Source organism: Pseudodesulfovibrio halophilus DSM 5663 (assembly GCF_059568665.1).
On sequence record NZ_JCANTV010000008.1, the window covers coordinates 374,542 to 388,395 of the forward strand.

Consider the following 13,854-nt stretch of genomic DNA (forward strand, 5'->3'; position numbering starts at 1 on the left):
CGACAAGCGGTGCGGGGCGCGCGGATTGCGATCGGGCAAAAGCTTGACCCAACCCGGAAAAAGGTGCATGGCACCGCCCATGAACGAACTGCTCTGGATTGGATTCGCCCTTCTGGACCTGACCATGGTCCTTGTCGTGTACCGTTTCTTCGGCCGCACCGGCCTGTTTGGCCTTGTGGTTTTCAACCTGCTGCTATGCAATCTTCAGGTCCTCAAGACCGTGGAAATGTTCGGCCTGACTACAACGTTGGGCAACATTCTGTACGCCAGCGTCTTTCTTTCCACCGACATGCTCGGGGAGCTGCACGGCAAGGAGGACGCGAAGAAAGCGGTCCTTCTGGGCTTCGTGACGCTGCTGCTCATGACGGGCTACATGCAGCTAGCGTTGCAGTTCATCCCCGGGGCGGAAGATTTCGCGCACCCGCATCTGGAGGCGCTGTTCGGGTTCATGCCGCGCATCGCGCTGGCGAGCCTCGCGGCCTATCTCATTTCTCAAATGCACGATGTGTGGGCCTTCCACCGCATCAAGGCCAGCACCGGCGGCAAGCATCTCTGGCTGCGCAACAACGCCAGCACGCTCGTGAGCCAGCTTCTGGACTCCGCCATCTTCTGCACCATCGCCTTCTACGGGCTGTTCCCCATGGGAGTGTTCATGGAGATCATGGTCTCCACCTACGTTATCAAGGTCGCCGTGGCGGTGCTCGACACCCCGTTCATCTACCTCGCGAAGAGGCTCTTTCCGAAGGGCGTTCACGCCTGATTCAACGTTGATGACACGCCCGCGTCGGCAGTCTGGCCGGCGCGGGCTTTCTTGTAGAAATTTCTTGAAAATGAGTTTCAAATTCAATAAAAGGCGGCTCATGTACACGTTGGAAGAGAAGCTGTTCGGGTCGGGGTGCGACCATGTCCGGGTGACGCTACACGAATTCGCGGAGTCGCTGGGTAACGCGATCGACGCGCGGGATCACGGGACATGGGCGCACTCGGACGAGGTGGCGGAGGTGTCGCTGGTGCTGGCGCAGTGCATGGGGGCTTCATCCGTGCAACGGCAGCTTATTCATATTGCCGGGCATCTGCACGATATCGGAAAGCTGGCCCTGCCCGATGTCGTGTTGAACAAGCCCGGCGCTCTGAGCGAAGAGGAGTGGGCCATGGTGCGTGAGCACCCCGGACGAGGGGCGGACATCGTTCGTCCTGTGCCGGAGTTTGCGGCCAAGGGCGGCGTTGCGGATATGATCCGCGCGCATCACGAGCGCTGGGACGGGGGTGGATATCCGGACGGGCTCTCCGGCAAGGCGATCCCGTCGGGAGCGAGGATCATCGCGGTGGCTGACGGTCTTTCCGCCATGATGCAGGACAGGCCCTACCGCAAGGGGATGAGCTATGTCGATGCCTGTCGGGAGGTTCGGCGGTGCTCAGGCACGCAATATGATCCCATGGTCGTTTCGTGCCTGCTGGCGAACAGGAGTGCGGTGTTCGATGCGATCATGAGCGTGGAGGAGAGCGGCGTGCGTTCGTTCGCCGTCAGGGGGCGACGTCGCGAAGGGGCGTAGCTGGTCTGGTGCGCGCAAGACGTCATTTGGCCGCAACAGACCGCACGAGGCGAGCACAGTTTTTCGCGTCCGGTTTCGCGGAGCCGAATGGGGCTCCGCGAAGCCGGACGGCAAAAGTCCAAGCTACCAGCCGCGTCCGTGAAGGATGTCGTGGATGCGCTCCTCGGTGGCCTCTTCGACCAACAGCATCTTCTTGGCCTGCGCCTTTCTGACCTTTTCGCTGAGCACGTCGATGTCCGCGGGCTTTTCGATGAAGTCCATGGCACCGAGCTTCATGGCTTCGATGCCCTTTTCCACGGAGGCGTGCCCGGTCAGCAGGATGACCTGCAGGCTCGGGTGCAGCTTCTTGATCATCTTGAGGCTGTCGATGCCGTTGGTGCCGGGCATCTGCAGGTCGAGGAAGATGGCGTCGAACTGGTCGTCGGCCATGATGTCCAGCGCTTCGGAGATGCTGGTGCAGGTCTCCACGTCCATGCCGCGCAGGCGCAGACGCTCGCTCATGGTTTCCAGGAATTCCGGTTCGTCGTCTATGAGAAGGACCTTTTCTGACATATCAGGCTCCTTTTACTTGAGTTGTGGTTACGCGCCGCTGAACCGAACAGCGACGTGATGGGGATCGGAGCTGACGATCTCGGCTCCGACGCTCTCCGCGAGGGGGGCCAGAGGCCCCGTTTCCACAGTCGTGCCCCCGGGGGCCGCAACGGCCACCGAAGGCGGCTCGGCTTGGGTGGTTACGGATACACCTCCCGCTGTCCCGGTCGCTTTCACGGCGGCCTCGATGAGCCCGCAGACCAGCCGGATCACCTCGAATCGCGAGGCCGTCACCGAAGTGCTCGTTTCGGCTTCGACCTTGATCGAGGTCTCGTGCAGCTTGGCCACCCGGTTGCACAGGCCCGACGCCAGAAGCGCGGCCTCCCCGAGATCGACCTGGGACGCGTCGTGATCCGTGCTGTGCGCGAAGTCGTTGAGGCGGCGCATTATGCCGTCGCCTCGTTGTACCTGCTCCCTAATCCTCCCGCTGGCGTGTGTCAGTCGGTCAGGGGTAAGTTGCCCGCGTTCGGCGAGGGCGCAGAGGTCTTCGAGCAGTCCGGCGTTTTCGTTCACGATTGCCAGGACGTTCTTGAGGTCGTGGGTTGCCGCTGCCGTGATCCGGCCGAAAAAACGCAGCCGTTCACGCTCGGAATTCACTGTATCCATATTCTCACATCCTCCCGATCTAGGCCTGCTTGACCCGTTCGATGAGTTCATCGATGTTGATCGGCTTCATGAGGTACGAGGAGGCCTTGGCGGACCCCTCGCGGAAATCTTGCTGGGACCCGTGGCCGGACAGGAACACGTAACGCATTCCGGGCCGGATCTTCTGCAGGCGCTCCTGCAGCTCGAGTCCGCTCATGCCGGGCATCTTCACGTCCAGCACCGCCACTACGTATTCATTGTTCCGGGCCAGCTCGATGGCGTCCTCGCCATTGTCCGCCCAGTCCGCGTCGATGCCCCGGAAGGAGAGTCTCTCGGCCAGCGCCGAGATGAGTTCGACTTCGTCGTCTACCAGAAGAATTTTCACGTCTGTTCCTTGCCTTGGTCTTTGAGCGGGAGCCGGATGATGAAGGTCGTCCCCGTTCCCACTTCGCTCACAACTTCCATCTCCCCGCCGAGTTCGTTGACCAGCCCGTAAGTGATGGACAGCCCCAGTCCGGTGCCGCTGGTCTGCTTCTTGGTGGAGAAGAACGGTTCGAATACCCGTTCCAGGTTCTCGCGGGAGATGCCGCACCCGTCGTCGGAGAAAACCAGTTCTGCCGTGTCCTTGCCGAGACTGCGCACGGTGATGTCGAGGCTGCCGCCGTCATCCATGGCCTGAAACGCGTTGTTGATCAGGTTCAAGAATATCTGCTGCAGCTTGCCCCGGTCCGAGATCACGGTGGGCAGCTCGTTCTCCGTGTGAATCTGCACCTCGATGCTGCGGTATTCCGCTTCCTTCTGCACGAAGCTCAACACTTCGCGGATGACCCCGACAAGGTTCAGCGGAGCCATGAAGGTGTCCACCTGCCGGGCGAAGCCCAGAAGGCGCTTGGTGATGGTGCCGCACCGCTCCACTGAGGAGATGATGGAGTCCACCATGCGCACCAGCCTGTCGTCGCCCTTGTACTCTTCCCGGAAGGTGAAGAGGTCGCGCAGCAGGCCGGCCTTTTCGTTGATGATTGCAAGCGGGTTGTTGATCTCGTGGGCCACGCCCGCGGCGAGCCGGCCGATGGAGGCCATCCGGTTGGCGTGCTCCATCTGGCGCTGCGCCTTGACCCGCGTCAGCTCGGCCTCGTAGATGCGTCCGACCATGAAGGTGGCCACTGCCAGAATGACCACGATGATGGTCACCCCGCTCAGGCCGGAAATCCAGAGAATCTCCTCCACGGCCTCGTGCATGGAGTTCATGAGCATGGCCTGCCGCTTGACGATCATCACGATGAACGGCGTGCCCTCGACATAGGCATAGCCGGTGATGAGCGGATCGCCCGAGCTCTTCTGGAGTACAAGGGACCGGGTGTGGGAGGCGTACTCGGGAATGGGGAGGTCCATGCGCTCCAGAACCTCGCCGTGATATCGCGAGGGGACCTGCAGGACGCCCTGTCGGTTGACGATGAACGCGTCGCCGTCGCCGGAGAGGTTGAGTCCGGAGAGCAGGTTCTTGAAAAGGCTGATGTCGATGGTGGTACGCAGGATGGCTTCCCGGCCGTTGTCCATGGTGAACCGCACGGCGAGGACAAAGTGGGGCAGATCCCGGTACCCGAGAAATACGTCGCTGATGTAGGACCCCTGCTGCAGGGTCTCCTTGAACCATGGCTGGTCGCTGTAGTCCTTTCCTTCAAGGTCGAAGGGGCCCACGTAGGCGACCTGCGTTCCGGTGTTGTCGATGAGGCCGATGTCCGTGAACCCGCCGAAGGCTTCGCGCAGTCCGGAGAGGATGTTGGAAAGCCCTTTTCCGCTCATCAGGTCGCTGCCCGGCACGGTCCGCGTCACCAGGGCAAGCGCCGCGCGGCGCTCTTCAAGGAAGAAGCTCACCGCGCGGCGCGTGTTGGATGTGGTCCTGGTGGTCCGCAGGAGGTTTTCGCTCATGATCGCGTTGCGGGTGGCGCGATAGTCCATGGAAGCCACGAAGAGCAGCGGGATGATCGCCACGCATGCCAGCAGCCCCACGGCTATCGCCCAGGCGCGGCGATAGTTCAGGAACCAGCGTCCCGTGCCCACGCCTTCCGTCTCGGCGTGCCAGAACTTGGGGATGAGCATGTTTTTCAGGGACTTCACGAAAACCTCTGCAGTATCGTTTTATCGGGCCTCGTTGGCCTTCTTGATGGTCTCGCTCAGGGTCTCGATATCCACCGGCTTGTGCAGGTAGGCGAAGGCGCCCAGCTTCATGCACACGTCGCGGTCCTCTTCGGAGCCGTGGCCGGTCAGGATGATCACCTGCACCTCGGGACGGTTCTCCTTGATGCGGCGCAGCACCTCGATGCCGTCGATGCCGGGCATCTTGAGATCCAGCACGATGACTTCCGGGTCGTCGTTGGAGACGATATCCAGAGCCGATTCCCCATCATACGCCACCGCGGAACCCATGTCACGCAGGAGCAGGCGTTCGGAGAGAGTCTGGACGAATTCGCGTTCGTCATCGACGAGAAGCACCTTGCTCGGCACCTCGAAGTCCACCTTGCGGTAGATGTCGGACTTGTGGAAGTCCGGGCCGACCTTGGTCTCCACCGATTTCACCCCTTCGACCTTTTCGGCGAGCTCCTTGAGTTCGCGTTCGAGGCGCTCCAGCATGAGCACGTTCTTGTGGATGACGATGGTCACTTCCTGATTCTTGGCGTGCACCTCCACATGGTGGCCGTTGGAACCGAGGAAGGTCTCGACGCGAGACGCGAGCAGGAAGTCCTGCACGGCCCGCTCGGAGGCGGCCGTGGGTTTCACCGCGGGGTTGGCCAGCTGGGTGAGGATCTGCTCGGCCGCGTCGGCGACGCCGGTCTTGTCCACGGGGATGACCAGATCATAGAGCGAGGTGTCCCACGGGTCCTTGGAACCGCGAATTTCCTCGGTCCATGCGGCGCGGTCTTCGTCGCCCTTGTGGATGTGGCGCTTGGCTTCGGCCTGAGTGACTCCGGCCTTTTCCGCCACGTCCGCGCGGTGCTGCAGCCCTGCGATGATGCAGGTGCGCAGCACGTGGCTCACGGAATCGGGCGGAAGCTGGGCCGAGAAGCCGTGCATCACCATGGGGCCGCCTTCGGCGAGTATCTCGGCCGCGGCGAGCCTGAGCCAGGAGACGGAGCGCTCCTTCTCGTGGCTGAAGCGGTTGAAGATGGACGTTCCCGCGAAGAACGCCTTGGCAATGCGGTCTTCGTCCATGCCGGAAAGGGACGCTGCGCGGGCAACGACTTCACGGTCGGACACGGAGCGGGCGCCGGTGCGGTCCAGTACGATGGAGGCGATCTCGTCGGCCTCGCAGTACAGGCCGCTGAAGAGGCATGCAATGCTCATGGAACTACTCCTTTTTTACGTGAGTCGGCACACGGTTGTCAGGGGGCAGGCGTTCTCGCCGCCGTCCTTGTGTGCGGTTTCATGCGTTGCGCAGACTGCCATCTCGGTGTTCGCGAAGACATGGTCCTCGCCGATTTTTTCCAGCAGGTGGGTGCGCTCCAGCACGGCCATGACCGATTCGTTGACGCCGGAGAGGGACACGTCCATGCCGGCGCTGCGCACGCGGTCCACGATCAGCGACAGGGCTTCCTCGCCGGAGGCGTCCATGTCGTTGATGCCTTCCGCGGCGATGATGATGTGCTTGAGTTCGGGCATCTCCATCATGCGTGCAGTGATCTGGTCTTCCAGGAAGCTCGCGTTGGCGAAGAAGAGCGGACCGTCGAAGCGGACCACGGCCACGTGGGTGCATTCCTTGAGGCCATAGGCGGTGGCGTCGCGCAGGTGTTCGTCTTCCGCCCGGGAGAGGGTGGCGACGCGCGGACGCATGTTCTTGTAGAGGAACACGCCGAGAGAGAGCACGACGCCGACCATGATCCCCTTGTCCAGATGCGGCGCAAAGGCCAGCGTGCAGACGAAGGAGATAACGGAGATGGCGCCGTCGTACCACTGGGCCTTCCATGCGTGGATGAAGCCGGAGGCGTTCACGAGGCCGATGACCGCCATCATGATGATGGATGCCAGCACTGCCTGCGGGAGGTGGTAGAGCAGCGGGGTGAAGAACATCAGCACGATGACCACCATGAGGGAGGTCACGACGCTGGAGAGCCCTGACACCGCGCCTGCCTGCAGGTTGACTGCGGAGCGGGAGAAGGAGCCGGAGGTCGGGTAGCTCTGTCCGCATGCGCCCGCCATGTTGGCGAGGCCCTGACCGATGAGCTCCTGGTTCGGGTCAAGACGCTGACCTGTCTTGGCCGCCATGGCCTTGGCGATGGAGATGGCCTCCATGAAGCCGAGCAGCGAAATGATCGCGGCGAACGGCAGCAGGCGCAGCATGATCTTGAAGTCGAAGGTCGGCATGGCCAGCTTGGGCAGGCCGGACGGGATGGTGCCGACGACCGCGCCGCCGCCCATCATCTTCAGGTTGGATGTGTCCACCTGGCTGTTGCCGATCTTCAGGCGCCAGGTGCGGCCGTCGCCCTCTGCGCTCGAGGGCAGCCTGTCCTGCGGGTAGAAGACCAGTCCGCCGCCGGTCTCGACGCCGGTGAAGAGCTGGTCGCGAAGCCAGCTGCGAATTTCGTGCTGGTGCTGCTTCTGGCGGGCGATGTTGGTGGCGATGACGTTCAGGTCGTGTTCGGCGTCGATGACGGCGATGGCGTCGTTGTTTTCCTTGGCGTCGTCGATCTGTTCGTTGATGCCGGCGCGCTGTTCGCCGAGCTGGTGGATGGAGGTGACGGTCTGGTTGAATGCCACGACCTTCTCACGGAACTCTGGGTACTTGATGGAGCTGACGTCAACGCGCGCGTCGTGGTTGAAGCCCAGCGACCACGAGAGAACGGTGGTTATGACCACCGCAACCAGCACGTTGGGAATGCGCGGGTTGATCTTCTTGAGTCCCACCATGATGGCGATGGACAGCACGCCCATGGCCAGTGTGGGCCAGTGGGTGTAATGGAAGGCGCTTTCCACCACGCGGATGATGGTTTCATAGTGGTGGGCCGCCTTGTCCACGTACACCCCGAAGAGCTTGGAAAGCTGGGAGGAGGCGATGATGATGGCCGCGGCGTTGGTGAAGCCGTTGACGACCGGGTGGGACAGGAAGTTCACCACAAGGCCGAGCCTGAGCACGCCGAGCAGGAACTGAAACAGGCCCACGAGGAAGGCGAGCATGACCGCATAGGCGATGAACCCTTCACTGCCTGCGGTGGCCAGCGGTTCCAGCGATGCGGCTGTCATGAGTGAGACCACTGCCACCGGGCCGGTTGCCAGCTGGCGGCTGGAGCCGAACAGAGCGGCGACGAGCGGCGGCAGGAAGGAGGCGTAGAGTCCGTAGTATGCGGGCAGTCCGGCCAGCTGTGCGTAAGCCATGGACTGCGGGATCAGGACAAGTGCGACGGTCACACCCGCCAGAACGTCCGTCCTCAGGTCGCTCAGGGAATACCCCTTGAACCACTCGAGGAATGGGAGTATGCGGCTCAACATGGTGCATTTTCTCCATCAGGCTTGAGCATTCGTTCGCATGAGGTCATCAGGTCGTTGAACAGGGCTCCCGCGTCGTAGAGATTGAAGCTCTTGAACCGTACCATGCCGTCCACCATGGTGAACAGCATCAGCGCGGTCTTTCGCGGATGCACGTCGCCGACGGAGCCGTCCTCCTGCCCCCTGAGGATTCCTTTTTCGAACATGTCCGCGATGCAGTTGTAGATGGCTTCCAGGTTTTCCCGGAAGTCCTTGTTCTCCAGCGCGAAACGATAAAGGAAATGCCTCTGCAGCAGCAGGAACTGGAATTCCATGAGCCCGGCTAGGTACAGATAGAAGGAGATCATTTCCTTCACCATGTGCATGCCGTCCTCGAACTCCCGTCCGTCGAAAAACCTGTCGAACGCCTCCACGATACTGTCGTTGGTGTCCTCCAGTATCGTGAGCAAGAGATGCTCTTTGTTTTTGAAGTGGTAGAAGATGGTGCCTTCCGCCGCACCGGTGAGCTCGGAGAGCTCATGCATGGACGTGTCCGAGAACCCCTTATTCGCGAACAGCATCGTGGCGGCCTTAAGGATGGCTTCCTTCTTCTTCGGCATCTTCGACATCAAATATTCTCCTCGTAAAAAACCGACTGAGCACTCAGTCGGTTTATGAAACGGCAAATTGTTTGTCAAGCGCATGTGACGATTTTCTCAAAGTCTTGTGCGATTGTTAATGAATTGAGGGTGTTGTGAATACAGAAAAGTTGGTTGGCGTTGAACGATATGAAGGGTCTACGCTGGGGCATGAATAAATGCCGCATTATTTAAGCCTGTTAGGTGATGGGATCGGCCGTAAGGAGTTCGGGCAGCGGGCATATATATTGAAATGGTCGTCTGCCGAAGCGCCTGCTTCCCCTGTTCGAGACTTTTCCGGTCAGTTGTCGGGAGAAACCGAGGTGTTGCTGGAATGCAGGCGGGCGGCGCCCGGGGAGTTGTTTTTTCACCGAGGATGAGGCATGAAGTGCGGGTATATTTCAGGGGGTGAAATGATCGATACCAAGGACCATGGCGAAAACAGCGCCCGCATGGGCAGACGGCAGGCTGTCGATACCGGAATGGCGTTGACGCTCGTCTGCCTCATCATCGGCTTCGTAACCGAGGTGGAGGCGTGGTTTGTCGCAGCGACCGCGTTGCTGGTTCTGACCATGGCCGCCCCCGGGCTTTTCCGCCTGCCCGCGCGGGGCTGGTTCGCGTTTTCCCATCTTCTCGGGACCATCATGTCCAAGGTCATTCTCTCGCTGATCTTCTTTGGACTCGTGACACCGCTGGCCCTGCTGCGCAGGGTGCTCGGACACGATCCGATGGCGCTGCGGAAATGGAAGAAAGGAAATGATTCCGTCTTCGTCGTGCGTGAGCACCGCTTCACCGCAAAAGAAATTCAAAATCCTTTCTAGGAGAAGTAGATGGATTTTATTAAGGATCTCTGGGGTTTCCTTAGAGAGCGCAAAAAGTTCTGGCTGCTGCCGATCATTATCGTGCTGCTGCTGTTTGGGACGCTCGTCGTGTTGACCAGCGGTTCCGCCATCGCTCCGTTCATCTATACCGTATTCTAGGAGGACCCTTGCCCGAGGCCATTCTGGGGATATCCGCCTATTACCACGATTCGGCAGCGGTTTTGCTCGTCGACGGACAAATCGTGGCCGCCGCTCAGGAAGAGCGCTTCACGCGCAAGAAGCACGACTCCGGTTTTCCCGCCAATGCGGCTGCTTTCGTTCTGGAGGAGGGCGGCTTTCGGCTTGGGGACCTGAAGGCAGTGGCCTTTTACGACAAACCCTATCTGAAGTTCGAAAGACTGCTCGAGACTTACAACGGATTTGCCCCGAAAGGGCTCCGCAGCTTTCTTTCCGCCATCCCGGTATGGATCAAGGAAAAGCTGTTCATGCGCCGTATGCTGAACGAAGAGTTGGACAAGCTCGGCGAAGGCAGGCCGAGAATTCTTTTCCCTGAGCACCACCTGTCACACGCGGCGAGCGCATTTTACCCTTCCCCGTTCGAGGAAGCCGCCATCCTCACCGTGGACGGCGTTGGCGAGTGGGCTACCACGACCATCGGCAAGGGGTCCGGCAAGGATATATCCATTCTCAGGGAGCTGCATTTTCCCCATTCCCTCGGTCTCCTTTATTCGGCCTTTACGGCCTTTTGCGGGTTCAGGGTGAACTCGGGAGAATATAAGCTCATGGGGCTCGCGCCATACGGCAATGCCGAGTCCGATCGAGTCCGGCGCTGGAAGGAGTTGGTTCGCGAGGAGCTTCTCGATCTACGCCCCGACGGGTCCATGCTGCTGAATATGGACTATTTCAACTACGCCACGGGCCTGACCATGTGCCGCAACGACCGGTGGGAAAGGCTCTTCGGTATTCCCGCACGGCAACCCGAAAGCGAGATAGGGCAGGAGTACATGGACCTTGCCCTGGTCATTCAGCAGGTGACCGAAGAAGCTGTCTTCGCGCTGGCCGAGACGGCCCGTGACCTCACCGGTTGCGAAAACCTTGTCATGGCAGGCGGCGTGGCGCTCAACTGCGTAGCCAACGGCAAGCTCATCAGGCGCGGGATATTCAAGGACGTGTGGATCCAGCCCGCTGCGGGCGACGCCGGCGGTGCGCTCGGGGCAGCCATGGCCGGATGGCATATCTGGCAGGGAGCGGAGCGGCAGGTGGATGAACACGATGCCATGCAGGGATGCTACCTCGGCCCCGAGTTCGGGCCCGTAAGCATCGAACGGACCGCAAGGCGCTACCGGGCGCCGTTTGAACGCTTTGAGGATTTCGACTCGCTCTGTTCAAATGTTTCCGACCTTCTGGCCGAAGGCAAGTGCGTCGGCTGGTTTCAGGGGCGCATGGAATACGGCCCCCGCGCCCTGGGCGACCGCAGCATCCTCGGTGACCCCCGCCATCCGGAGATGCAGCGCAAGCTCAATCTCAAGATCAAGTACCGTGAAGGATTTCGACCCTTTGCGCCGTCCGTGATGGAAGAGGAGATCGCGAGCTATTTCGAGCTTGACCGCCCTTCCCCATACATGCTGGTCGTGGCTCCGGTCGCAGAGTCACGGCGCAAGCCGCTGCCCGACGGCTACGAAGAGATGCCAATGTACGAGCGCCTCTACGTCTTGCGTTCGGACGTGCCCGCGGTGACTCATGTGGACTACTCTGCCAGAATCCAGAGCGTCTCCGCTCGGACCAACCCCCGTTACTGGGGGCTGATCGATACCTTCCGGCGTGAACAGGGGTGCGCGATGGTGGTCAATACCAGCTTCAATGTGCGCGGCGAGCCCATCGTCTGCACCCCCGAAGATGCCTACCGGTGTTTCATGCGCACGGAAATGGACTGTCTCGTGCTGGGCGACTGCCTGTTTCTCAAGCATGAGCAGCCGGAGTGGACGGAGCATGACGACTGGCGAGAACACTTCGAACTGGATTGATTTGAGGGTACCGCTCTTTTCGTAGCCGCGCCGACAGGGTGGGTGCAGGCGGGGCAGCCGCTCGTATCAGGAGCTTTTTGATCGCCACGGTCTTGTGAATGCAAGAGCGTGGCGATTATGTTTGCGTCGTGAGGTGGGGATTCGGAAGAGAGGCGGTGGTTGCCTGTCAGAAGGGTGTCGCGCCGTGATCCCAGAGAATCTTGAAGCCGATGGCGAGCAGGACCATGCCGCCGATCACTTCCGCCGAGGTGCTGAGAAGCCGGGCGCGGGCGGCGCGTTTGCCTATCTGCAAACCCATGAAGGTGAAGCCGAGCGCCACAAGGCCGATGACCAGCGCCGGCCACCACACGGAAACGCCGAGGACCGACAGGCTCAGGCCCACCGCCAGCGCGTCGATGCTGGTGGCCACGGAAAGCATGATCAGGCTCATGCCCTTGGTGGGGTCCTTGAGTTCCTCGGCCTCGTCCTCGAAGGCTTCGTGTATCATCTTGATGCCGATGTAGCCGAGCAGGGCGAAGGCGATCCAGTGGTCGAACGCCTCGATGAACGCCCGAACTTTCACCCCGAGCACCCACCCTATGATGGGCATGAGGCCCTGAAACAGACCAAAGTGCCATGAAAGGCGGAAAGTCTGCCGGGGGCTGACGCGCTTGAGAGCCACCCCGGTGGCCACGGCCACGGCAAAGGCGTCCATGGCCAGCGCGATGGCAATAATGATGAGTTCCGTGTTGCTCATGAGGGCCACTTCATAGAACGGAGCACTCCGGTTTGCAAGCACGTGGAACCGACAACACCGTATGGGGCAGTGGCCTCGCTACTTGCTGATCCAGAGGGCCGTCTCGTCCAGCAGCCGCAGCAGGCGGATGGAGAGAGAGCTGGGAAAGAAGGTGTCCATGGCGCCCGGCTTGTTGCCGCGCTTGCCGAGCGCTATGGCGGCGTACCGTCCGTCTCCGTTTTCCCGCATGATGGCGCGCGCCACGTTGTCGGAGCGCATCACCTTGTACTCTATGCGCTCTTCCGAGATGCCGTTTTCGCGCAGCAGGTCGGTGGCGCGGGAGAACATTTTGTCCACTTCGCCCCCGAAATCCAGACGCTTCTCCGCCACGTGCGCAAGCGTGATGGAGTGCCGCTCCTGCCCCTGAAGCATGTAGCCGACGTGATCTGCCATGCGCAGCGAAGGTTCGGAGCCGTCCACGCAGAGCAGGACGTCCTTTCGCGGTTCGTGGGGCGGGCGCTTGCATATCCAGATGGGGAAGTCGATGTCGCGCCAGAGCAGGCCGTGGGAGACGCTGTCCTCGAAGAGCTCCTCGAACCATGTATACGCCTTGCGGCCGAGGACCGTGCAATCGTAGAGCCCCTTGCGGGATTCGTCGATGATCTCGCGCACGGTGCCCTTGCGGCTGGGGACGATCTTGGTCTTGACGTTGTCGAGGCTGCACCCGGCGATGTCGCGCATCCATTCGCTGGCACTGTTCAGGGTCGCCTGCCCCTTGCTCTTCTTGACGCGGTTCATCTTCTGCAGCTCTGAAGCGTCCGGCACCGCGCCGGGGTCGGTGGCCTGCCAGGACGCCGACATGGGCGTGACGTACATGAGGGTCAGCTCCACGTCGCAGAAGTCGTCGAATATACTGCGGACGAAGCGCAGGGAGTAGGACGCGCTGGCGTCGTCCGAAATGGTGACAAGGATGTTCTTTTTCAAGGGTGCCTCCAGGATGATGTACTACCCTTCATGATACACAAGTGTCCGGAAATAGAAAGCGATTCCTGCTGCTGCGGCGATGCGTTGTTGAGCGCAAGGGGGGCGGGCGCTGGGCAGGGTCAGCCGTCTTCACCTTCGATCCAGCGCCACGCACTGTCGAGCTCGTGAAGGTCGAAGTAGCGTTCCTCCCAAGGGGTGAGGAGGTTTTCGACGCTCGTGGCTGCTTTCCACCAGTCGCGGTTGCTGACAACGGCCAGCCGCTCGATGTCGTTCCAGTGTCTGAGGCAGAAGCTCACGTCGGCGGCGAATTCCCTGAAGCCGTAGCCGCGGATGTTCTTGATGACGAAAAGCATGTTGATGGTACCGTGCCTTTCGACGGCCTTCTCGATGACGGGAAGGACCTCGTTGAAGCGCGAAAGGGAGATGGTGCCGTCACAGTCGAGGCCGATGGTTCGTTCTCCGGAGCGTTCCATTATGCGTATCATG

General features: G+C 60.9%; 15 protein-coding genes. 5 read left to right on the plus strand and 10 right to left on the minus strand.

Annotated elements, in window-relative coordinates:
* Positions 1-79 precede the first annotated feature (79 nt).
* Both BR24_RS03895 and BR24_RS03900 read left to right on the plus strand, forming a co-directional pair.
* Positions 80-760 (plus strand): queuosine precursor transporter, encoded by a 681-nt coding sequence (locus BR24_RS03895; RefSeq protein WP_496540355.1) that lies wholly within the window; start codon positions 80-82, stop codon positions 758-760.
* Positions 761-830: 70 nt separating this feature from the next.
* Entirely contained in the window at positions 831-1,553 is a 723-nt protein-coding gene (locus BR24_RS03900; protein WP_496540190.1) for an HD-GYP domain-containing protein, read from the plus strand.
* 123 nt (positions 1,554-1,676) lie between these two features.
* On the opposite strand, the gene BR24_RS03905 is transcribed toward BR24_RS03900, so the two are convergent.
* Genes BR24_RS03905 through BR24_RS03935 form a run of 7 tightly spaced genes read right to left on the minus strand, consistent with a single transcriptional unit; the run spans position 1,677 to position 8,815 of the window.
* Positions 1,677-2,105, minus strand: coding sequence for a response regulator (locus tag BR24_RS03905; RefSeq protein ID WP_496540191.1), 429 nt, complete (start codon positions 2,103-2,105; stop codon positions 1,677-1,679).
* Between the two features lie 27 nt (positions 2,106-2,132).
* A complete protein-coding gene (locus tag BR24_RS03910) occupies positions 2,133-2,750 on the minus strand; it encodes a sensor histidine kinase (protein WP_496540192.1) in 618 nt (205 codons plus the stop codon).
* A 19-nt stretch (positions 2,751-2,769) separates the two neighbouring features.
* Positions 2,770-3,114 (minus strand): response regulator, encoded by a 345-nt coding sequence (locus tag BR24_RS03915; RefSeq protein ID WP_496540193.1) that lies wholly within the window; start codon positions 3,112-3,114, stop codon positions 2,770-2,772.
* On the minus strand, positions 3,111-4,847 hold the full coding sequence (locus tag BR24_RS03920) for a sensor histidine kinase (RefSeq protein ID WP_496540194.1): 1,737 nt from the start codon (positions 4,845-4,847) through the stop codon (positions 3,111-3,113). Before BR24_RS03920 ends, BR24_RS03915 begins: the two co-directional genes overlap by 4 nt.
* A 21-nt stretch (positions 4,848-4,868) precedes the next feature.
* Positions 4,869-6,071: a cytidylate kinase-like family protein gene (locus tag BR24_RS03925; protein WP_496540195.1), complete on the minus strand. Its 1,203-nt coding sequence runs from the start codon at positions 6,069-6,071 to the stop codon at positions 4,869-4,871.
* Positions 6,072-6,086: 15 nt separating this feature from the next.
* A complete protein-coding gene (locus BR24_RS03930; RefSeq protein ID WP_496540196.1) occupies positions 6,087-8,210 on the minus strand; it encodes a SulP family inorganic anion transporter in 2,124 nt (707 codons plus the stop codon).
* Positions 8,204-8,815, minus strand: coding sequence for a TetR/AcrR family transcriptional regulator (locus BR24_RS03935; RefSeq protein ID WP_496540197.1), 612 nt, complete (start codon positions 8,813-8,815; stop codon positions 8,204-8,206). The genes BR24_RS03930 and BR24_RS03935 overlap by 7 nt, the downstream gene beginning before the upstream one ends.
* Before the next feature lie 422 nt (positions 8,816-9,237).
* Between BR24_RS03935 and BR24_RS03940 the strand changes: the two genes are divergently transcribed.
* From BR24_RS03940 to BR24_RS03950, 3 genes are read left to right on the plus strand one after another with little or no spacing between them, the layout of a single operon-like run.
* Positions 9,238-9,645 (plus strand): SxtJ family membrane protein, encoded by a 408-nt coding sequence (locus tag BR24_RS03940; protein ID WP_496540198.1) that lies wholly within the window; start codon positions 9,238-9,240, stop codon positions 9,643-9,645.
* A gap of 9 nt (positions 9,646-9,654) precedes the next feature.
* Entirely contained in the window at positions 9,655-9,804 is a 150-nt protein-coding gene (locus tag BR24_RS03945) for a DUF5989 family protein (protein WP_496540199.1), read from the plus strand.
* A gap of 8 nt (positions 9,805-9,812) precedes the next feature.
* Positions 9,813-11,669, plus strand: a complete 1,857-nt coding sequence (locus BR24_RS03950; protein WP_496540200.1) for a carbamoyltransferase family protein — start codon at positions 9,813-9,815, stop codon at positions 11,667-11,669.
* 166 nt (positions 11,670-11,835) lie between these two features.
* Here BR24_RS03950 and BR24_RS03955 read toward each other — a convergent pair whose 3' ends face one another.
* The 3 genes from BR24_RS03955 to BR24_RS03965 all read right to left on the minus strand — a co-directional run bounded on the left by BR24_RS03955 (position 11,836) and on the right by BR24_RS03965 (position 13,853).
* Entirely contained in the window at positions 11,836-12,405 is a 570-nt protein-coding gene (locus BR24_RS03955) for a manganese efflux pump MntP (RefSeq protein ID WP_496540201.1), read from the minus strand.
* A gap of 78 nt (positions 12,406-12,483) precedes the next feature.
* Positions 12,484-13,368, minus strand: a complete 885-nt coding sequence (locus BR24_RS03960) for a universal stress protein (protein WP_496540202.1) — start codon at positions 13,366-13,368, stop codon at positions 12,484-12,486.
* A 119-nt stretch (positions 13,369-13,487) separates the two neighbouring features.
* A complete protein-coding gene (locus BR24_RS03965) occupies positions 13,488-13,853 on the minus strand; it encodes a SpoIIAA family protein (RefSeq protein ID WP_496540203.1) in 366 nt (121 codons plus the stop codon).
* Between the last annotated feature and the right edge of the window lies 1 nt (position 13,854).